Origin of the sequence: Streptomyces venezuelae, assembly GCF_008642355.1 — a bacterium.
In the GTDB taxonomy this organism is placed as follows: domain Bacteria; phylum Actinomycetota; class Actinomycetes; order Streptomycetales; family Streptomycetaceae; genus Streptomyces; species Streptomyces venezuelae_B.
On the sequence record NZ_CP029193.1, the window covers coordinates 6,205,785 to 6,227,287 of the forward strand.

The window sequence follows — 21,503 nt, forward strand, 5'->3', positions numbered from 1 at the left end:
CACGGCACGGGACCTGGGACCTCAGCTCACGGACGGCTCGTCAGGTACCCGCCCATGGAGGTGAAGTACTCCGTGGCGGGCAGCTCCTGGCCGTCCTCGGTCCGTACGCGCGTGATGGCCAGACCGTGGTTGCGGCCGAAGCGGGCGTCGGCTCCGGCGACGATCACCACGCCCTCGCCCTCGCGGTAGAAGATGCGGCCGGGCGTGCCGCCGTATCGGTTCTCGGACACGACCGCGGAGACGATCTCCAGGCGCTTGCCCTTGTGGAAGGCGTAGGCGCTCGGGTACGGCGCGGACTGGGCGCGCACCAGGCGCTCCAGGTCTTCGGCGGGCCAGGTCCAGTCGATGCGGATGTCCTCGGCGGACCGCTTGTGGAAGAAGCTCGCCTGGGAGCGGTCCTGCTTGGTGAACTCCGTCTGCCCACTCGCGATGAGGTCGAGCGCGCCGATGGTGACCGGGGCGATGAGGTCGACGGTCTTGTGGAAGAGGTCGGTGGCGGTGTCCTTCGGGCCGACCGGGACCGCCTCCTGCCGGACGATGTCGCCGGCGTCGAGCTCGTCGTCCATCATGTGCGCGGTGACGCCCACTTCGGACTCGCCGTTGATCATCGCCCAGATGATCGGGGAGAAGCCGGCGTACTTCGGCAGCAGGGAGTCGTGGACGTTCAGCGTGCCGTGGCGCGGGAGGCCGAAGATGCGCGGGGGGATCCAGGTGCGCCAGTTGTTGGCGACGATGATGTCCGCGTCTGCCTCCTTGAGGCGCTCGAACAGCTCTTCGTCGTCAGGGCGGTTGCGGATCAGGACCGGAACGCCGTGCTCCTCGGCCAGGTCGGCGACCGAGTCGCTCCAGATCTTCTCGTACGCGTGCTCGCTCTTCGGGTGAGTCACCACCAGCACCACGTCGTGCTCGGAGTCCAGGAGGGCTTGCAGGGTGCGGTGCCCCCAGGTCTGGTAACCGAACATGACGACCCGCATGGGGGTTCCTCCTCAGGGCAGGGAATGACTGACGCCAAGTAAAGCAAGGCTTACCTTAGTGTGCAATGCGTCCACTCGGCACCGTACAACGCGTCGGCCTGATGCCTCAGTTGGGGGAGTGCCTGCCCGTCCGATATGCCCCCATGCCTGTTTTGCCCGGTCGACAGTCGTCGAGGATTAGCTTAGGCTCACCTAAGTTCGAGTGGGTCGCCCGTCGACGTGCCCACTCGTCGTACCTTCCCCCACGCCTGACAGGCGGCTTCCCCGCACGATGGGAGTGACATGTCACAGGTTCTTCCTGGCGACGACGCACCACTGGTCCACGACCTCATTGGCATCGGCTTCGGCCCGTCCAACGTGGCGATGGCGATCGCGCTCAGCGAGCACAACGCGAGCGTCGGCAGGGAGGAGACGGTCACCGCCCACTTCTTCGAGCAGCAGCCGAGCTTCGGCTGGCACCGCGGCATGCTGATCGACGACGCGACCATGCAGGTGTCCTTCCTCAAGGACCTGGTGACGCAGCGGAATCCCACCAGTGAGTTCAGCTTCCTCTGCTACCTGAAGAGCAAGGGCCGCCTGACCGACTTCATCAACCACAAGAACCTGTTCCCCCTGCGGGTCGAGTTCCACGACTACCTGGAGTGGGCCGCGGCCAAGGTCGACGACCAGGTCTCCTACGGTCACGAGGTCGTCGGCGTCACGCCGTTCGTACGGGACGGAGTGGTCGAGTACCTGGACGTCACCGTCCGCTCGGCGGAGGGCCTCGCCGTCCACCGCGCCCGCAACCTCGTCATAGGCACCGGCCTGCGCCCCCTCATGCCGGAGGGCGTGGAGCGCGGCGACCGTGTCTGGCACAACTCCGAGCTGCTGGCCAAGGTCGAGGGTCTGGAGGGCACTTCGCCCACCCGCTTCGTCGTCGTCGGCGCGGGACAGAGCGCCGCCGAGAACGTCGCCTACCTGCACCGCCGCTTCCCCGAGGCCGAGATCTGCGCCGTCTTCTCGCGCTACGGCTACAGCCCCGCGGACGACAGCTCCTTCGCCAACCGCATCTTCGACCCCGACGCCGTCGACGAGTACTTCGAGGCGCCCGAGGGCGTCAAGCGCCGTCTGATGGACTACCACGGCAACACCAACTACTCCGTCGTGGACATCGACCTGATCGACGACCTGTACCGGGAGTCGTACCGGGAGAAGGTCCTCGGCACCGAGCGCCTCCGCTTCCTCAACGTCTCGCGTCTCACCGGCGTGAAGGAGACCCCTGACGGCGTCCAGGCCACCGTGAAGTCCCTCGTCACCGGCGAGGAGAACCCCGTCGACGCCGACGTCGTGGTCTTCGCCACCGGCTACAGCCCCGCCGACCCCGTCGGTCTCCTCGGCGAGGTCGCCGACCGCTGCCTCCGCGACGACGAGGGCCGCGTCCGCGTCGAGCGCGACTACCGCGTGGCGACCGACGCCGACCTGCGGTGCGGCATCTACCTCCAGGGCGGTACGGAGCACACGCACGGCATCACGTCGTCGCTGCTGTCCAACATCGCGATCCGGGTCGGCGAGATCCTGGACTCGGTGCGCGAGCGCGGTGCCGCCTCCGCCGAGGCCCGGCCGGTCGCCGGCGAGACGGGCAGCGCCGCGCGCTAGACGCGGGCCCACGCGTCGCGCGCGGGTCCACCCGCCACGACGCGGGCCCGCCCGCCGTACGGCACGATCCGATCACAGGGACAACGGATCAAAGGGATAACGTACGTCGACATGAGCACGACTGCAGTGGAGCGACCCGTGCCGAGGGGCGCAACGGAGTCCCGTCGGCGGCGAGTCGTGGGTCTCGGCGTCCTCGCCGCGGTCCTGGTGATCGCGGCGGCGGCGTCGCTGGCCGTCGGGGCGCGGGCGCTGACCCCGGCCGAGGTGTGGCACGGGCTGTTCGCAGGCCCGGAGTCCGACCAGCGGCTGACCGAGATCCGGCTCATCGTGCAGACCGTGCGCGTGCCGCGGACGGTGCTCGCCGTGGTGGCGGGCATCGCGCTCGGTGTCGGCGGCGCGCTGATCCAGGGGTACACCCGCAACCCCATCGCGGACACGGGCCTGTTGGGCGTGAACGCGGGCGCGTCGTTCGCCGTGGTGACGGTGGTCGCCGTGTTCGGGTTCTCCAACCCGTTCCAGTACGTGTGGTTCGGCTTCCTGGGGGCGGCCGTCTCCGGTGTCGTCGTGTTCGGCCTCGCGAGCATCGGGCGAGGCGCCGGCAATCCGCTGACGCTCGCCCTCGCGGGGCAGGGCATCACGGTCTTCCTCGCCGCGATGACCACGGCCGTCTCCCTCTCGGACACGCAGTCCCTGAACGCGCTGCGGTTCTGGAACGCGGGCTCCGTGGCCGGGGTCGAGTTCGACGTGATCTGGCCGGTGACCGCGTTCATCGCGGTCGGGCTCGTCCTCGCCCTGGCCACGCTGCCCGCCCTCAACCTGCTCAACCTGGGCGAGGACGTCGCGCGGGGGCTCGGCGTGAACATCGCGGTCAGCAGGACCGTCGGCATCCTCGCCATCACCCTGCTCGCGGGTGCGGCGACGGCGGCCTGCGGCCCCATCGCCTTCCTGGGCCTGATGGTGGCCCACGTGGCCCGTTACCTGACCGGCCCGGACTACCGCTGGCTGGTGCCGTACGCGGGGCTGCTCGGCGCGGTTGTCCTGCTGGTCTGCGACATCGTGGGCCGACTGGTCGTGCGACCCGGTGAGTTGGAGGCCGGTGTCGTCGTGGCCCTGCTCGGGGCGCCGTTCTTCGCGGTCCTGGTCTGGCGAGGAAAGTTCAAGAGCGCATGAGCGAGACGGATGTGAAGCCCGCACTGACGCCGGGCGTGCGGCTCGGCCCCCTGTCGTTCGTCTGGCGGCCCTGGCTCGTCCTCGTCACGCTGGTCCTCGCGGCGGCGACCTTCCTGGTGTTCTGCCTGTCCATCAGCGTCGGCGACTTCCCCATCGGCCTCTCCCGCGTGATGGCCACCCTCGTCGGCCGGGGCGAGCAGGTCGACGAGTTCGTGATCATGGATCTGCGGATGCCGCGCGCCCTGGCCGGGCTCGTCGTGGGCATCGCGCTGGGCGTCTCCGGAGCGATCACGCAGTCGGTCGCGCGCAACCCGCTGGCCAGCCCCGACATCCTCGGCATCACCGGCGGCGCGAGCGCTGTCGCGGTGTTCTCGGTGACGGTGTCGGGCGGTACCGCCGCGGCGGTCATCGATTCCATCGGGCTCTCCGCCGCGGCCCTCGCCGGTGGTCTCTGCACGGGTCTGCTCGTGTACTTCCTCGCGTGGCGGCGCGGGGTCGACGGCTTCCGGCTCATCCTCATCGGGATCTCGGTGAGCGCCGTGACGCAGGCGATCACCACCTGGCTCCTCGTCTCCGCCGACATCAGGGATGTGGCCCGCGCCCAGGCGTGGTTGGTCGGTTCGCTGGAGAACCGGTCATGGGACCAGGTGTGGGTGGCGTTCTGGTGCTCGCTCGGCCTGCTGGTCGTCGTGGCCGCGGCCGCGTTCCAGTTCAAGCCGCTGCACCTCGGCGACGACATCGCGGCGGGGCTCGGTGTCCGCTTCGGACGGGTGCGCGCGGTGCTTCTGCTCTGCGCGGTGCTGCTGGCGGCCGTGGCCGTGAGTTCGGCGGGGCCCGTTCCGTTCGTCGCGCTGGTGGCGCCCCAGGTGGCGATGCGTCTGACGCGCCGTCCGACGCCCCCGCTGATCGCGTCCGGTCTGTTCGGGGCACTGCTCCTGATCGGCGCCGATCTCACCGCGCGGGCCGTGCTGCCGAACAACCTCCCCGTCGGGGTGGTCACGGCCGCGATCGGAGGCCCCTTCCTCGTCTACCTGTTGGTACGGGCGAACCTCAAGAACCCCAAATAGCGGGCTGCGCTCGATTAGCTGGTACAAAGGTGAGGCAAACCTAATATCAGGGGGGCTTGTGGTCGCTCAGTACATCACCGAGATCGAGCCGGCGGTCCAGGACGCCGCTCGGCTCGCCGCCCGGGGCGTCTCGGTCGGATACGGCAGTCGTACCGTCATCGACGACCTCGACGTGTCCATCCCGCCCGGGGTGATCACGACGATCATCGGCCCCAACGGGTGCGGCAAATCGACCCTGTTGCGCACCCTGACGCGGCTTCTCAGGCCGGTCAGCGGCTCGGTCGTGCTGGACGGTCAGGACATCGTCAAGCTCAAGACCCGTGACGTGGCGAAGAAGCTCGGGCTGCTGCCGCAGACGCCCGTGGCGCCCGAGGGGCTCACGGTGGCCGATCTGGTCGCCAGGGGCCGCCATCCGCACCAGAGTTGGCTGCGCCAGTGGTCGTCGGACGACGCCGGCGTCGTGGAGCGCGCGCTGGCCATGACCGGCGTCTCCGACCTCGCGGACCGCCCGGTCGACTCGCTCTCCGGCGGCCAGCGCCAGCGCGTATGGATCTCCATGACCCTGGCGCAGGGCACCGACCTGCTCCTCCTCGACGAGCCCACCACGTACCTGGACCTGGCCCACGCGATCGACGTGCTCGACCTCGTCGACGACCTGCACGAGTCGGGGCGCACCGTGGTCATGGTGCTGCACGATCTCAATCTGGCCACGCGGTACAGCGACAACCTCGTCGTGATGAAGGCGGGTGCGATCCTTGCGCAGGGGCATCCGCGCGACGTGATCACCGCGGAACTGCTGCACGAGGCGTTCGGGCTGCGCGCCAGGGTCGTCGACGACCCGGTGGGTGACCGGCCGCTGATCGTGCCCATCGGCCGTACGCACGTCCAACTCGACTGACCCCGCCGTCGAACCGTTGGGTAAGGCTAGGCTAACCTCATCTCCGCAGGATAAGGTTTGGCTGCCCTGAGACCGGGGTGCAGCGGTCAGCTCGACAGCAAGGGAATCCGGATGCTCCTCCACCGAACGACGCTCACGAAGCCCCGGCGGCTGGCGGCCGTACTGACCGCCACGGCGCTCGGTGTCGGCCTCCTCGCGGGCTGCGGTTCCGACTCGGACGACAAGGCGGACGACAACGCTCCGGCGGCTGCCGCCGGCGGTGCGTTCCCGGTCACCGTGGAGCACGCGTTCGGGTCCACGAAGGTCACCGAGGCACCCAAGCGCGTCGTCACCGTCGGCTATACCGACGACCAGACCGCCCTGGCCCTCGGCACCAAGCCGGTCGGCATGGTCGACCAGTACCCGAACCCGGAGGGCAAGTCCCCCGACATCAACACCCAGTGGCCCTGGGTGAAGGACAAGTGGGGCAGCACCAAGCCCGACGTCATCATGAAGAACGGCGACTCCGGCCCGAACTACGAGAAGATCGCCGCCCTGCGCCCGGACCTGATCATCGCGGTGTACTCCGAGATCGACAAGGCCGCCTACGACAAGCTCTCGAAGATCGCCCCGACGGTGGGCCGCACCAAGGGTGAGAAGGAGCTCTTCAGCGCCCCCTGGCAGGACAACGCCGTGCACATCGCCAAGGCGCTGGGCAAGGAGGACGAGGGCAAGAAGCTCGTCGAGGGCATCGAGGACAAGCTCGCCGAGGCCAAGAAGTCGCACCCGAAGTTCGCGAACCAGACCTCCGTCGCCCTGTCCTGGTACAAGGACTCCATCAACCCGTTCACCTCGAAGGACGTCCGCGGGCGCCTTCTGACGGGCATGGGCTTCAGGTACCAGACGAAGATCGACAAGATCGCCGGCGGCAAGTTCTCCACCGAACTCTCGCCCGAGCGCACGGACCTGGTCGACGTCGACCGCATCGTCGTCATCAACGACAAGGCCGACACCGCGGCGCTGAAGAAGTTCAAGCTGTTCGCCAACCTGGACGCCGTGAAGAAGGGCAACGTGTCCTACCTGCTTGACAGCGAGGGCCCGGCGGTCGGCGCCGCGATGTCGCAGGGCACCGTCCTGTCCCTCCCGTACGCGATCGACGAGCTCGTCAAGTCGGTCGAGTAGCGATGACGTTCCACCTGTCCCGTCCCCGGCTCGACTTGGTCTACGTGTGAGCACCGCCGAAACACCCACCGCCGCAACACCCGCGACCGGCACCACCGTCGCCGACGCGCCCGCCGCCCCGGCGACGCTGCGCACCGCGTCCGGGCGCGAAGCCACCCGGTGGGTCTCGGCCCACTGCCGCGAAGTCCCGTGGCTGACCACGGCCACCGTGTTCACCACGGTGGCCGGGGCGGCGCTCCAGGTGCTCCCCGTGCTGCTCCTCGGCCGGGTGGTCGACGGAGTGGTCGAGGGGGACGGGCGCCCGGTCCTCGTGACGATCGGCGTCCTGATGGGCGTCGCCGCGCTGCTCGGCGCGGTGGCCACCGCGGCCTCGACGTACCTGATCGGACGGCTCGGCGCCGATCTGCTCGCGCGGCTGCGCGAGGGCGCCGTCCGTGCGGTGCTCGGCATGCCGAGCGCGCGGATCGAGCAGGTCGGCCGCGGAGACGTGCTCTCCCGGGTCGGTGACGACGTGGCCGTGCTGTCCAAGGGCATTCGCACGGCCATCCCCACCGTCTTCTCGGCGGGCGTGCTGGTCTTCATCGCCACGGTCGGAATGTTCGGCCTTGACTGGCGGCTCGGCCTCGCGGGCGCCGCCGCACTGCCCGCGTACGCGCTCGCCCTGCGCTGGTACCTGCCGCGCTCCGCCCCGCTCTACCGCAAGCAGCGGATCGCCCAGGCCGACCGTGCGCAGGCGCTGATCAGCGGCCTCAACGGGATCGACACCGTACGCGCGTACCGCCTCGAGGACGATGTCCGCGAGAAGGTCACCACGGAGTCCTGGCGGGTGCGCAACCTCGGGATCGACGTGTTCCGTTTCTTCGGCCGGTTCGTGGGCCGGGAGAACCGCGCCGAGTTCATCGGGCTCGTCCTCATCCTCGTGGTGGGCTATGCCCTGTTGGAGGCCGACGCCGCGAGTCTCGGCGAGGTGTCGGCGGCACCCCTGATGTTCCACCGCCTGTTCACCCCGCTCGGCGCCATCATGTTCACCTTCGACGAGGCGCAGAAGTCCGGCGCGAGCCTGACCCGCCTGGTCGGTGTCCTCGGGGAGTCCGCGGAGGAGCGGCTCGTGGGCGACACGTCCGTCGCCGCGGCCGACGCCGTGCCGCATCAAGTGACGGTGGAGCAGCTGACGTTCACCTACCCCGGCGCCGACGAACCGGTGCTCAGGGACGTCGACCTGACGATCCCGGCGGGTGGTTCGCTGGCGCTGGTGGGCGCGACGGGTGCGGGCAAGTCGACGCTGGCGGCGCTGATCGCGGGCATCGGGACGCCGCAGGCGGGTTCGGTGCGCATCGGCGCGCACGACCTGGGTGCGCTCGACGAGGCCGGGGCGAGGGCCCTGGTGAGCATCCTCACGCAGGAGACGCACGTCTTCTCGGGACCGCTCGCCGACGACCTGCGGCTCGCGGCGCCGAACGCGACCGACGCCGAACTCATGGACGCGCTGCGCACGGTGGGCGCCCACGAGTGGGTCGAGGCGCTGCCGGAGGGCCTGCACACCACGGTGGGCGAGGGCGGCGAGCGCCTGGACGTCACGAAGATCGCGCAGATCGCGCTGGCCCGCCTCGTGCTCGGCCGGGCGCCGGTGGTCGTGCTCGACGAGTCGACCGCGGAGGCGGGCAGCGAGGGCGCCGCCGAGCTGGAGCGTGCCGTGTTGGCCGCGTGCGCGGGCCGGACGACGCTTTTCGTGGCGCACCGGCTCACGCAGGCGATGGCCGCGGACCGGATCGCCGTGCTCGACGCGGGGCGTGTGGTGGAGCAGGGCACCCACGACGAGTTGGTGGCTCTGGGCGGTCGGTACGCGCGCCTGTGGCGAGCCTGGCGAGAGGGTAGTTAGGCGACCCTAATTTAGGTTAGCCTAACTGCGATTACCTGGAAGGGACGCTGTGTCTTCGATGATGGAACCGAGCGCTCGCCTCGCGCTGCTCTCCCCCGACCGCTTGGCCGATGTGCGTCGGCGTACCGGCGACTACTCCGACCGGACCATCGCCGAGGCCTGCGCCGTCGGCCTGTCGTACTGGGCGACCGGGCGCAGCCCCGAAGGCATCGAACTCGCTGCGGGCACGCTCTTCGCCGACGTCCTCGGCTGGGTCGACAACGGCGGCACCGGCTCCGTTCCCGGCGCCCGGGAAGCCGTCACCCAGGAAGCCGGCCCCCAGGGCTGGCATGTCCCTGTCCCCGACGGCGTCGACCCCGAAGACGCGCAGCTCGCCCTCGACGACCTCGCCGACTTCCCCGACCGGCCGCTCGGCACCATCGCCCCGGTCGACGCCGAGGCACGCCTCAGGACCCTCGCCGAGTGGAACGACACCGACGCGGACCGGCCCCGCCCCACCATCGTCGAGATGTTCCGCGAACAGGCCCGCACCAGGCCGGACGCCGTCGCCATCGTCGACGAGCACCGCTCCCTGACCTACCGCGAGGCGGCCGAACGCTCCGCCCAGCTCGCCCACCACCTCCTCTCCCGCGGCCTCGCCCCCGAGCAGGTCGTCGGCATCTCGCTCAGCCGCTCCGCCGACATGGTCGTCGGCCTGCTCGCCGTACTGCAGGCGGGCTGCGCCTTCGTACCGCTCGACCCGCAGTGGCCCGCCGCGCGCCGCTCCGTCGTCATCGAGGACGCCCGCGTCGTCGTGCAGCTCAACACCTCCGGCGAGCACGACCCGCAGGAGCCGGAAGCCGTCGCCGTCGACCTCGCCGACTGGGCGTTCGCCTCCCTGCCCACCACGGAACCCCGCGTCTCGGTGGACGGCGACTCCCTCGCGTACGTGATCTTCACGTCCGGTTCGACCGGGCGGCCCAAGGGCGCCATGATCCGGCACAAGGCGATCAGCGAGCGCCTCCTCTGGCAGGTCGACGAGATCCTGCACTTCGGCCACGACGACGCGTCCCTGTTCAAGGCGCCGCTGTCGTTCGACATCTCCATCAACGAGATCTTCCTGCCACTGGTCAGCGGCGGCCGCCTCGTCGTCCTGCGGACCGGCGGCGAACGCGACCCGCACCACCTGCTGAGCGTCATCGCCGAGCAGCGCGTCACCTTCACGTACCTCGTGTCGTCCATGCTGGACGTGCTCCTGGAGATGGCGGGCGACTCCGGCCGCCTCGACAGCCTGCGCCACGTCTGGTGCGGCGGCGAGGTGCTCACCCCCGAGCTGTACGAGCGGTTCCGCACCCGGCTCGCCATCCCGATGTACCACGGCTACGGCCCCGCCGAGACGACCATCGGCGTCTCGCACGTCATCTACCGGGGCGAGGCGGAACGTCTTTCCACATCCATCGGCAGGGCCAACCCCAACACCCGGCTGTACGTCCTCGACGACGAGCTGCGCCCGGTCCCGGTCGGCGTCGGCGGCGAACTGTACGTGGGCGGGCTCCTCCTGGGGCGCGGCTACGTCAACGCGCCCGGCCTGACCGCGTCCCGTTTCGTCGCCAACCCCTTCGCGTCGGACGGCTCCCGGCTCTACCGCACCGGCGACCTCGCGCGGTTCGCGCCCGACGGATCCCTCGACTTCCTCGGCCGCGCCGACAACCAGATCAAGATCCGTGGCATGCGCCTGGAGATCGAGGACGTCGAGGTCGGCCTCGCCGAGCACCCGCGCGTACGCCACACCTGCGTCGTCGCCAAGAAGAACACGGCAGGCGGCACCTACCTCGTGGGATACGTGATCCCCGCCGCCGGCAGCGAGGACCTGCGCGCCGACGAGGTCAAGGCGTGGGCCGTCGACCACATGGTCGAGTACATGGTCCCCACCCACATCGTCGTCATGGACGCGTTCCCGCTCACCGCGAACGGCAAGCTCGACCGCAACGCGCTGCCCGAACCCGCCACCGCGACCGGCGCGGTCACCCCGCCCACCACCGAGAACGAGCGCGTGGTCTGCGCGGCGGTCGCCGCGGTCCTGCAGCTCGACGAGGTCGGCGTCGACCAGGACTTCTTCCAGCTCGGCGGCGACAGCATCCTCACCATCTCGCTGCTGAGCGCGCTGCGCGAGGCCGGGCTCTACGTCACGGCACGCCAGATCTTCACCCACAGCGTCGTCGGCGCCCTGGCCGCCGTCGCCAGCCGTGAGGACGTCTCCACCGTCGACCACGGCGACGTCGCGACCGGCGCCGTCGTCGGCTCGCCCATCGTCCAGTGGCTCGGTGAGACCACCGACGCCGTCGACGGCTTCGTCCAGTCGGTCGTCCTCAACACCCCCGAAGACCTCACCGCCGAGGCGCTCGACGAGATACTCGGCGCCGTCCTCGGACGGCACGACATGCTGCGCGCGAAGCTCGTGCGCGGCGACCGCTGGAGCTTCGACATCCCGGAGGCCGACCGCGCCGCCGCCGGCGTGTGGCAGGAGAGCGACCGGCCGCTGGACGCGTGCGTCGAGCTCGCCACCGACGGGCTCGACCCGGACGGCGGCGCGATGCTCCGCGCCGTCTGGCGCCGCGCCGACAATCAACTCGTCGTCGTCGTCCACCACGTGGTGATCGACGGCGTGTCCTGGCGGGTCCTGATGGAGGACCTGGCCACCGCGTGGCGCCAGTACTCCTCCGGCGCGCCCGTCGAACTGCCCCCGGTCGGCACCTCTTTCCGGCGCTGGACGCAGCTCCTGGAGCGCGCGGACTTCACCGCGGACCTCGACTGCTTCCAGCGGCCCCTGCCCGGCACCGACCAGCCGGTGGGCCGGCGCGCGCTGACCGCCGCCGACACCGTCGCACGCGAGCGGATCCGGACCGTCTCCGTCGGCCCCGAGGTCACCGCCGCCCTCCTCGGCGAGATACCCGCCAGGTTCCACGCGGGCGTCAACGACGTGCTCCTCACCGCGCTCGCCGTCGCCCTCGCCCGGTGGCGCCGCGACCTCGGCCAGGACCAGACGTTCGCGCACATCGAGCTGGAGGGCCACGGCCGCGAGGCCACGCACGTGGCGGACGCCGCGGGCTTCGAGCCGGAACTCTCACGCACCGTCGGCTGGTTCACCACGCTCTTCCCGGTGACCGTCGACCCCGGCACCGCGCCCGACCTCACCGACCCCGGGTACCTCGCCGCCGCCCTCAAGGCGGTCAAGGAAGACCTGTCCCGCGTACCGAGCAACGGGATCTCCTACGGCGCCCTGCGCTACCTGAACGACACGCGGTTCGACACCCCCGCCCCCCAGGTGCTCTTCAACTACCTGGGCCGCTTCGACGCGGGCGCCTCGGGCGACTGGCAGCTCACGGGCGCCACCGGCCAGCTCGGCGAGAAGCGCGACCCGGACATGCGTCTGCCGCGCGCCCTGGAGTTCAACGCCATCGCCGAACCCGCCTCGTCCGGCGGCGAGTACGAACTGGTCACCACCGTCTCCTGGCCCGACGGCATGTTCACCGACGAGGACATCACGACGCTCGGCGGCTACTTCCGCGCCGCACTCGCCGGTCTGGCCGCGCTCGACGAAGGCGGCCACACCCCCAGCGACTTCCCCCTGGTGCCGCTCACCCAGGCCGACATCGACAGCCTGGACAGTCCGGCGCTGCGGGACATCCTGCCGCTGACCCCGCTCCAGGAAGGCCTGTACTTCCACTCGGTCTTCGACGACGACTCGGCGGGTGCCTACGTAGAGCAGCAACTCCTCACCCTTGAGGGGGAGGTGGACGCGGACCGGCTCGCCGCCGCCGCGACCCGGCTGCTCACGCTCTACCCGAACCTCGCCGCGCGCTTCACGGCCCTCGCCGACGGCCGCGTGGTCTCCGTCCTGGAGAACGGCGTCCAGGCGCCCTTCACGACCGTGGACCGCCCCGGCATCACGGACGCCGGGATACGCGACCTGGCCGAGCGGGACCGGCGCGCCGGGTTCGACCTGGCCAGCGGACCACTGATGCGGTACACGCTCGTCCGCGCGGGCGACGACCGCACCGTCCTCGTGCAGACCGTGCACCACATCATCGCCGACGGATGGTCGGTGCCGCCGATGCTGCGCGCGCTCCTCGCCGAGTACCACGCACCGGGCACCGTGTACCCGGTCGGCGGCTTTCCCGACTACGTGCACTGGCTCGCGGGGCGGGACGACGACGAGAGCGACCGGGTGTGGCGCGAGGAGCTCGCGGGGCTGCCCGGGTCCTCGCTGGTCGCCGAGGGCCACACCCCGTCGGACCGGTTCGCCGACACGGCCGTCGAGCCGGAGGGTGACGTCGACGCGGCCGTCCGGGCCGCCGGTGTGCCGCTGAGTGTCGCCGTGCACAGCGCGTGGGCCGTGACGCTGGGCGGCATCCTGCACAGCGACGACGTGGTGTTCGGCTCCACGGTGTCCGGGCGTGACGCGGACGTGCCCGGCATCGGTGACATGGTGGGCCTGTTCATCAACACCATTCCCGTACGGGCCCGCTGGACCGCCGCGACCACGGCGGGCGACCTCCTCGCCCGGGTCCGGGAGCACCAGAGCGCCGTCCTGCCGCACCAGCACGTCTCGCTCGCACGGATCGGCCGCCAGGCGGGCGCGGGCTCGCTCTTCGACACGCTCGTGGTGTTCGACGTGGCGACCGACGTGGACAGCCTGCGGACGCCCGACGCCGAGCTGGTCATCACCGACATCGTCAACGAGGGCGCCCCGCACTACCCGCTCACCCTCGTCGTGGAGCGCGCGCTCGACGGGCGCCCCCGCTTCAACCTGATCTACGACGGCGAGCTCCTCGGCGAGCGCACCGCCCAGGACATCCTGCGCACCTTCACGCGGGCCCTCGACGGCCTCCTGACGCGTCCGGACGCTCTCGTCGGCGACCTGGGACGCGAGGAAGACCGGAGGCCCGCACGCGTCGAGCGGGAGACCTTGGGCGGCCTCTTCGACGCCGCCGCGCGCCGCGATCCGGCGGCCACCGCCGTCACCCAGTGCGCGCTCGACGGCGGCACGAGGTCGCTGACGTACGGCGAACTGGCCGACGCCAAGAACGAGTTGGCGGCCGGGCTGCGCGCCGCCGGGGTCGGCCCCGGCAAGCGCGTCGCCGTCGCCGTCCCGCGCTCCGTGGAGCAGGTCGTCGCGCTGGTCGCGATCGTCTCCGCGGGCGGCGCCTACGTACCGCTGGACCTCGCCTACCCCGACGAGCGCCTGGAGTACATCCTGTCCGACGCCGCCCCGCAGGTCGTCCTCGTCGACCGCGAGCAGCGTGACCGCTTCACGGGGCTCCTTGAGCGGGCCGGGGTATCGGCGCGCGTACTCGTCCAGGGGGAGGAGGCGCCGCGCGACGCGTCCGGGCCGGTGGCCGAAGCCGCTTGGCACGACCCCGCGTACGTCATCTACACCTCAGGATCGACCGGCCGCCCCAAGGGCGTCGTCGTTCCGCACTCCAGCGTCGTCACCCTGCTCGCCAACACCCGCCCCGACATGGGCTTCGGGCCGCACGACGTATGGGTGCAGTTCCACTCCTTCTCGTTCGACTTCGCGGTCTGGGAGCTGTGGGGCGCGCTGGCGCACGGCGCCGAGCTGCTCGTGCCCGAGTACGGCCTGACCCGCTCACCCGTCGACTTCCACCGGCTCGTCCGTGAGCGCGGCGTGACCGTGCTCAACCAGACTCCGTCGGCGTTCTACCAGTTCATCGAGGCGGACCGGCACGCCGGCGAACCGCTCCCCGCCCTGCGGAAGATCATTTTCGGCGGCGAGGCGCTCGATCTCGGACGGCTGCGCGGCTGGGTCGAACGGCACGGCACGGCGTCGCCCGAGCTGGTCAACATGTACGGCATCACCGAGACGACCGTGCACGTCACGCACCGGGTGCTGACCGACGGGGACTTCACCCGAGGCCAGGACGTCAGCCCCATCGGCGGTCCGATCCCCGGCCTCGTCACCTACCTGCTCGACGACCGGCTCCGGCCGGTGCCGCCCGGCCGCGTCGGCGCCATCTACGTGTCGGGCGACCAGGTGTCGCTCGGCTACCTCGGCAGGTCCGGCCTGACGGCGGGCCGGTTCGTGGCGAACCCGTTCACGGACGACGGCTCCCGCATGTACCACACGGGCGACCTGGCCCGCCGTACGCTCGACGGCGAGCTGGAGTTCGCGGGGCGCGCCGACGACCAGGTGCAGCTGAAGGGCTTCCGCATCGAGCTCGGCGAGGTCGAGTCCGCGCTGCGGGAGCTGGACGGCGTGGTCGACGTGGCCGTCACCGTCGCCGACAGCGGCGATCATCTCGTGGCGCACGTCGTGGGCCGCGTGCCCGGCGACCTCGCGGGCCTGCTCGCCGCGAAGCTGCCGGTGCACATGGTGCCGAGCCGGGTGCTGACGGTCGACGCGCTGCCGCTCACCGTCAACGGCAAGCTGGACCGCAAGGCACTGGCCGAACGCGCCGCGGAAGAGTTCGACGGCTTTGACACGGCCGCGAGCGACTCCGCTCTCGCCTCCCTCGTCGGCATCTTCGCCGAGGCCCTGCCCGGCTCCGCCGACGTGGACGAGGACACCGACTTCTTCATGGCGGGCGGCGACAGCATCGTCGCCATCACCGTGATCAACCGCGCGAGGGCGCTCGGCCTGCCGATCGCGCCGCGTGACGTCTTCCTGTTCCGGACGCCGCGCGCGCTCGCCGAGCACGTGGGTGCGAGCACACCACCGCAGGCCACGGCGCCCGCCCCCACCCGGCACGAGGACGGCCCCCTCACACCGACGCCGATCATCCTGCGCCAGCGCGAACTGGGCGGCTCCCTCGACCGGTTCGTCCAGGCCAGGACCCTGGAAGCCCCCGAGGGCACCGGATTCGCCGACGCCCGGCGCGCCGCGAACGCCGTCGTGGCCGCCCACCCGGCCCTGCGGACGCGGCTGCGCGTCGAGCACGGCGTATGGGCGCTGCACACCGAACCCGCCCGCGACGTCACCGTCGTCCGCACGGACGCCGCCGACGCGACGGCCGCCGCCGACGAGGCAGCGGGACGGCTCGACCCCGAGACCGGGGACGTCGTGGCGTTCTCGTGGCTGGAGGCGAGCCGGACCCTCGTCGTCACCGTGCACCACATCGCCGTCGACGCCGTGTCCTGGCTGATCCTCCTCGACGACCTGACCACCGCCATGCGCGGCGCGGACCTCGCGCCGCCGACCACGCCCTACGCCGAGTACGCCGACGCGCTGACGCTCGGCGCCGCCTCCGGCGAGGTGCTCGACGCCCTCCCGCACTGGATCACCACGCTCGACGCGCCCCCGCTGCTGCCGGGCGCCGACACCGGGAACCTGCGCGAGACCACCGTCGTCCTCCCGGCCGACGCGAGCGACCGCCTCACCCGCACCGCGCCCGCCGCCCTCGGCGTCGGCCTCACCGAGCTCCTGTGCGGCGCTCTCCGCACCGCCCTGACGCACGTACAGCCGTCGCCCACCGACCTCGCGGTCGAGCTGGAGCGGCACGGCCGGGTCGCCGTCCACGAAGACCACGACTACACCCGGACAGTGGGCTGGTTCACCTCCATCGCGCCCGTACGGCTCACCGCGCACACCGACCCCGTCGCCGCCGCGCGCGAGGTCGCCGAGCGTCAGCCGGACGAGCGCGGGCACGTCGCGTACGGGCAGCTGAAGTACCTCAACCCGCAGACCGCGCCGCTGCTCACCGGCCGCCCGCAGGTCCTCTTCAACTACCTGGGCCGGGGCAGTGAGTCGCGGGCGGTGCACGTCACCGGAGGCGGCCAGGGCAGCCCGTACGCCGTCGAGGTCAACGCCTGGACCGACGACGCCACCGGCAGCCTGCACGCCGCCTTCACCCTCGCCGACGGCATCCCCGACGCCCTCACCGAGCACTGGCTCGCCGCCCTGGAGCGCGTCGCGGACGCCTCCGCGACCGCCGAGCGCACCGCACCCGTCACGCCGCTGCAGCGGGGCCTGTTCTTCCAGGCACAGATGGCGGGGGCGGCCGGGCACTACGTCGCGCAGAGCTGGTTCACCTTCGACCGGCGGCTGGACGCCGACGCACTGGCCGAGGCCATGGCGCACGTGATCGCACGCCACCCGGTCGTCGGCGCGGGCTTCAGCACCGACGACGACGGCAACCCCGTGCAGGTCCTCAAGGCCGGCCGGCGCGTCGCCGTCCGCACGGTCGAGCTCGCGGACGACGCGCAGGTCGAGGAGTTCCGCACCCGGGACCGCGACGCCGGGTTCGACCCGGCCGACGCGCCACTGATCCGCCTCACCGTGGTCCGCCTGCCGGGCGGCCACGACGGACTGCTGCTCAGCTACCACCTGCTGCTGTGGGACGGCTGGTCCCGCGAGATCGTGCTGCGGGACCTGTTCGACGCGTACGAGGCCGTGGTGGCGGGCGAGCCGTTCGACACGGCCCCGGCCACGCCGAGCTTCGAGGAGTACGCCAGGGCGCTCGACGCCAAGGACGCCGCCGCGTCGGAACGTTTCTGGGCGGAGCACCTGGCGGGCGTCCCCGGACCGACCCTGCTCGCCGGACCCGCGCCGACGCTCTCGCAGGACCTGCCGCCCGCGCTCGTGCACCGGCTGACCGCCGAACAGTCCGACCTCCTGAAGGACGCGGCCAAGCAGCACGGCGTCACCCTGAACGCCGTCCTCACCGGCGCGTTCGGCCTCCTCCTCGGCGCCCACACGGGCCGCAGCGACGCCGTGTTCGGCGTGACCGTGTCGGGCCGCGACGGCGAAGGACTCTCCGAGGTCGTCGGCGTGCTCCTCAACACCGTGCCGACCTGGACGAAGGCCCGGCCCGACGACACCGTCGGCGGCTACCTGTCAGCGGTACAGGCGGCCAGGGTCGAGGCGATGGAGCACGAGCACCTCGGGCTCGGCGAGATCCAGCGGGCCAGCGGCCACGACACCCTGTTCGACAACCTGTTCGTGCTCCAGAACTTCCTGGACATGGACGCCTTCGCCGAGATGAACGCCCGGCACGGCATCACCTCGGTGAAGGCCGACGACTCCACGCACTACCCGTTCACGTGGGTCGTGACGCCCGGCGACCGGCTCACGGTCAAGCTGGAGCACCGCTACGGAGACACGGAGAACGCCCGCCGCCTCCTCGACGACTACGTACGCGTACTCGAAGACCTGGCCCGCGCGACAGGCCCCCTCGGAGCGCTGCCGGGCCTCGGCCGCGCCCCCGAGCCCGCCGAGCGCACCGACGTCGGCACGGACACCGTCGTCGACCGGTTCGACCGGGCGGCCGACCGGGACCCCGAGCGGGTCGCCCTCGTCGCGCACGGCTCGACGATGACCTTCGCCGAGCTGCGGGACCGCAGCCGCGCGGTGGCGGGCGTGCTCGCCGGGCGCGGCCTCGGCCCCGAGACCACCGTGGGGCTCGCGATCCCGCGCTCCCTCGACTCGATCGTGGCGCTGTTCGCGGTGCTGCGCGTCGGCGCCGCGTACGTGCCGCTGGAGCTCGACCACCCGGACGAACGGATCGCGGCGATCGTCGAGGACGCCCGCCCGGACACGATCCTCACGGTCAGCGCGGTCGCGCCGCGGCTGACCGGGACCGTGGCCGACACCGCCGGCCTGATCGAACTGGACCGGCCGCTGCCCGCGGCCGAACCGTTCGTCACGTTCGCCCCCGACGACCCGGACCGGCTGCGGCACCCCGCGTACACGATCTACACCTCCGGGTCGACCGGAAAGCCCAAGGGCGTGGTGACCGAGTACGCCGGGCTCACCAACATGCTCGTCAACCACCAGCGGCGGATCTTCGAACCGGTCCTCGCCGAGCACGGCCACCGGACCTTCCGGATCGCGCACACCGTGTCCTTCGCCTTCGACATGTCGTGGGAGGAGCTCCTGTGGCTCGCCGACGGCCACGAAGTGCACATCTGCGACGAGGAGCTGCGCCGCGACGCGCCCGGCCTGGTCGAGTACTGCCTGGGGCACGGGATCGACGTCATCAACGTCACCCCGACGTACGCGCAACAGCTGGTGGCCGAGGGCCTCCTCGACCAGCCGGAGCGCCGCCCGGCGCTCGTGCTGCTCGGCGGCGAGGCCGTCACGCCGACGCTGTGGCAGCGGCTCGCCGAGACGGAGGGGACGGTCGGCTACAACCTGTACGGCCCCACCGAGTACACGATCAACACCCTCGGCGTGGGCACCTTCGAGTGCCAGGACCCGGTGGTGGGCGTGCCCATCGACAACACCGACGTGTACGTGCTCGACCCGTGGCTGCGGCCACTGCCCGACGGTGTCCCCGGCGAGCTGTACGTGTCGGGCGTCGGCATCGCGCGCGGCTACCTCGGCCAGTGCGCGCAGACCGCGCACCGCTTCGTCGCCTGCCCCTTCGGCGCCCCCGGCGAGCGCATGTACCGCACCGGGGACCTGGTGTTCCGCAGGCCCGACGGGAACCTGACGTACCTGGGCCGCACCGACCAGCAGGTCAAGATCCGCGGACACCGCGTCGAACTCGGCGAGGTCGAGGCCGCGTTCGCCGCGCACCCCGCGGTGCGGTTCGCCGCCGCGGTCGCCCAGCCGGACCCGCAGGTCGACGGCGCGTACCGGCTCGCCGCCTATCTGGTGCTCGACGGCGCCGACCTGGCAGCCGTCGCCACCGAGGTGGGCACGGGCCTGCCGGACTTCCTGCGTCCGACGCACTACGCCGAGGTCGACAGCATCCCGCTGACCGTGAACGGGAAGGCCGACACCAAGGCGCTGCCGGAGGCCAAGCCCCTCGGCGCGCTGACCACATCGGGCGAGCGCGGTCCCGAGACCGAGACCGAGACGACGGTCTGCGAGTTCTTCGCCGAAGCACTGGACCTCGACGACGACGAGGTGAGCGCGGTGAGTGACTTCGTGTCCCTCGGAGGACACTCGATGCTGGCGGTCCGGCTGATCGGGCTGCTCCGCCGCGAGTACGGTCCTGTGATCACCATCCGAGACCTCTTCACCCTGCGAACCCCGGAAGCGATTGCCCGCCACCTCGATGACGACCATGACAACTCCTGACACGAAGCGGTCTCGCCCGGGGACCGACATCCTCCGGACCGCCCTGCGCCGCAACGTCGGCGCGATGGTCCTGGGCACCGTCCTCATGGGCCTCTACCAGGCCGGTGAGACGGCGTTCCCCATCGCGCTCGGCATGATCGTCGAGCACACGATGCGGGACGACAGGACCCTCGGCGCTCTCGCCCTCTCCATCGGCGCGCTCGCCGTGATCATCACGACGGTCTCGCTGTCGTGGCGGTTCGGGATGCGCGTCCTGCAGAAGGCCAACACGACCGAGGCTCACCGCTGGCGCGTGAAGGTCGCCGGCTGCGGGCTCCAGCCGGTGGCCAGGGACGTCGACCTCAAGTCCGGCGAGGTCCTGACCATCGCCACCGAGGACGCCGACCAGACCGCCGACATCATCGAGGTGGTGCCGCTCCTGATCAGCTCGCTGGTCGCGGTGCTCGTCGCGGCGGTCGCACTCGGCATGGCCGACTACCGGCTCGGACTCCTCGTGATCGTGGGGACCGTCGCGATCCTGTCGATCCTCAGCGTGATGTCCAAGCGGATCGGGTCCAGCACGCGCGAGCAGCAGGCCCGGGTCGCGCGGGCCGGTGCGAAGGTCGCCGACCTGATCAGCGGCCTGCGCCCGCTGCACGGCTTCGGCGGCAACCACGCGGCGTTCCGCTCCTACCGGGCCGTCAGCTCGGAGGCCAAGCAGCAGGCGGTCACCGTCGCCAAGGTCAACGGCGTGTACGCGGGCACGGCCCAGGCCCTCAACGCGGTCCTCGCGGCCGCGGTGACCCTGACGGCGGGCTGGCTGGCGTTCGACGGCGGCATCACCATCGGCGAACTCGTCATGGCCGTCGGCCTGGCGCAGTTCATCATGGAACCGCTGAAGATGTTCTCCGAGATGCCCAAGTACGTGATGATCGCGCGGGCGTCGGCCGAGCGGATGGCCCTGGTCCTCACCGCGCCGCCGGTCACGGAACCCGGGACCGGTCGCCCGGCCGCGGGCGGGGACCTGGAGATCGACGGTGTGTGCCACGGGCCGCTGCGCGGGGTGAAGTTCACGGTGGCGGCGGGCGAGTTCGTGGCCATCGCCGGGTACCAGCCGCGCGCGGTCGCCGATCTGGCGTCGATCCTGGCGATGAACGTGCCGCCGGACGCGTACGAGGGTGTGGTGCGGGTCAGCGGGCAGGAGATGGCGGACCTGTCGGTGGAGGCGGTCCGCGAGCACATGCTGGTGAACCCGTACGACGGGGAGATCTTCGCGGGCACCCTCCGCTCGAACATCGACCCTTCGGGGACCAGCCGGACGATCTCCGAGGCCGTCGAGGCGTCCATGCTCACCGACGTGGTCGCTCTGCACCGTGAAGGCCTCGACTACGGGGTGCGCGACCGGGGGGCGAACCTCTCCGGAGGACAGCGCCAGCGCCTCTCCCTGGCCCGCGCGCTCGCCGCCGACACGGACGTCCTCGTCCTGCACAATCCGACGACGGCCGTCGACGCGGTCACCGAACAGCTCATCGCGCGCAACGTCGCGAAGCTCCGCCGGGGCCGTACGACCGTCGTCATCACCAGCAGCCCGGCCATGCTGGACGCCGCCGACCGCGTCCTCGTCCTGGACGACGGCGTCATCACCGCGGAGGACAGCCACCGCAACCTGCTCGCCTCCGACGAGGCCTACTGCGCGGCGGTGGCCAGGTGACGGGCC

9 protein-coding genes are annotated in these 21,503 nt (G+C 71.4%); 8 read left to right on the forward strand and 1 reads right to left on the reverse strand.

The genetic code is table 11. The features are described from left to right. Positions 1-26 precede the first annotated feature (26 nt). Positions 27-974, reverse strand: coding sequence for a methionyl-tRNA formyltransferase (locus tag DEJ47_RS28675; RefSeq protein WP_150173026.1), 948 nt, complete (start codon positions 972-974; stop codon positions 27-29). 282 nt (positions 975-1,256) lie between these two features. Here DEJ47_RS28675 and DEJ47_RS28680 point away from each other — a divergent pair, with 282 nt between their 5' ends. The 8 genes from DEJ47_RS28680 to DEJ47_RS28715 all read left to right on the forward strand — a co-directional run bounded on the left by DEJ47_RS28680 (position 1,257) and on the right by DEJ47_RS28715 (position 21,497). Then, on the forward strand, positions 1,257-2,609 hold the full coding sequence (locus DEJ47_RS28680; protein WP_150173028.1) for a lysine N(6)-hydroxylase/L-ornithine N(5)-oxygenase family protein: 1,353 nt from the start codon (positions 1,257-1,259) through the stop codon (positions 2,607-2,609). A gap of 111 nt (positions 2,610-2,720) precedes the next feature. Further along, entirely contained in the window at positions 2,721-3,779 is a 1,059-nt protein-coding gene (locus tag DEJ47_RS28685) for a FecCD family ABC transporter permease (protein ID WP_150173030.1), read from the forward strand. After that, the gene (locus DEJ47_RS28690) at positions 3,776-4,846 is read left to right on the forward strand and encodes a FecCD family ABC transporter permease (protein WP_150173032.1); all 1,071 of its coding nucleotides are present in this window, start codon (positions 3,776-3,778) and stop codon (positions 4,844-4,846) included. The genes DEJ47_RS28685 and DEJ47_RS28690 overlap by 4 nt, the downstream gene beginning before the upstream one ends. Positions 4,847-4,904: 58 nt before the next feature. Continuing rightward, positions 4,905-5,744 (forward strand): ABC transporter ATP-binding protein, encoded by an 840-nt coding sequence (locus tag DEJ47_RS28695; RefSeq protein ID WP_150173034.1) that lies wholly within the window; start codon positions 4,905-4,907, stop codon positions 5,742-5,744. A 111-nt stretch (positions 5,745-5,855) separates the two neighbouring features. After that, on the forward strand, positions 5,856-6,905 hold the full coding sequence (locus DEJ47_RS28700) for an iron-siderophore ABC transporter substrate-binding protein (protein WP_150173036.1): 1,050 nt from the start codon (positions 5,856-5,858) through the stop codon (positions 6,903-6,905). Between the two features lie 127 nt (positions 6,906-7,032). Continuing rightward, positions 7,033-8,784 carry an ABC transporter ATP-binding protein gene (locus DEJ47_RS28705; RefSeq protein ID WP_223828751.1) on the forward strand — a complete coding sequence of 584 codons (1,752 nt, stop codon included), beginning with the start codon at positions 7,033-7,035 and terminating at the stop codon, positions 8,782-8,784. Between the two features lie 58 nt (positions 8,785-8,842). Next, a complete protein-coding gene (locus DEJ47_RS28710) occupies positions 8,843-19,807 on the forward strand; it encodes a non-ribosomal peptide synthetase (RefSeq protein ID WP_150173040.1) in 10,965 nt (3,654 codons plus the stop codon). After that, complete coding sequence (locus DEJ47_RS28715) at positions 19,794-21,497, forward strand: ABC transporter ATP-binding protein (protein WP_150173042.1); 1,704 nt, start codon at positions 19,794-19,796, stop codon at positions 21,495-21,497. Before DEJ47_RS28710 ends, DEJ47_RS28715 begins: the two co-directional genes overlap by 14 nt. Positions 21,498-21,503: the final 6 nt, after the last annotated feature.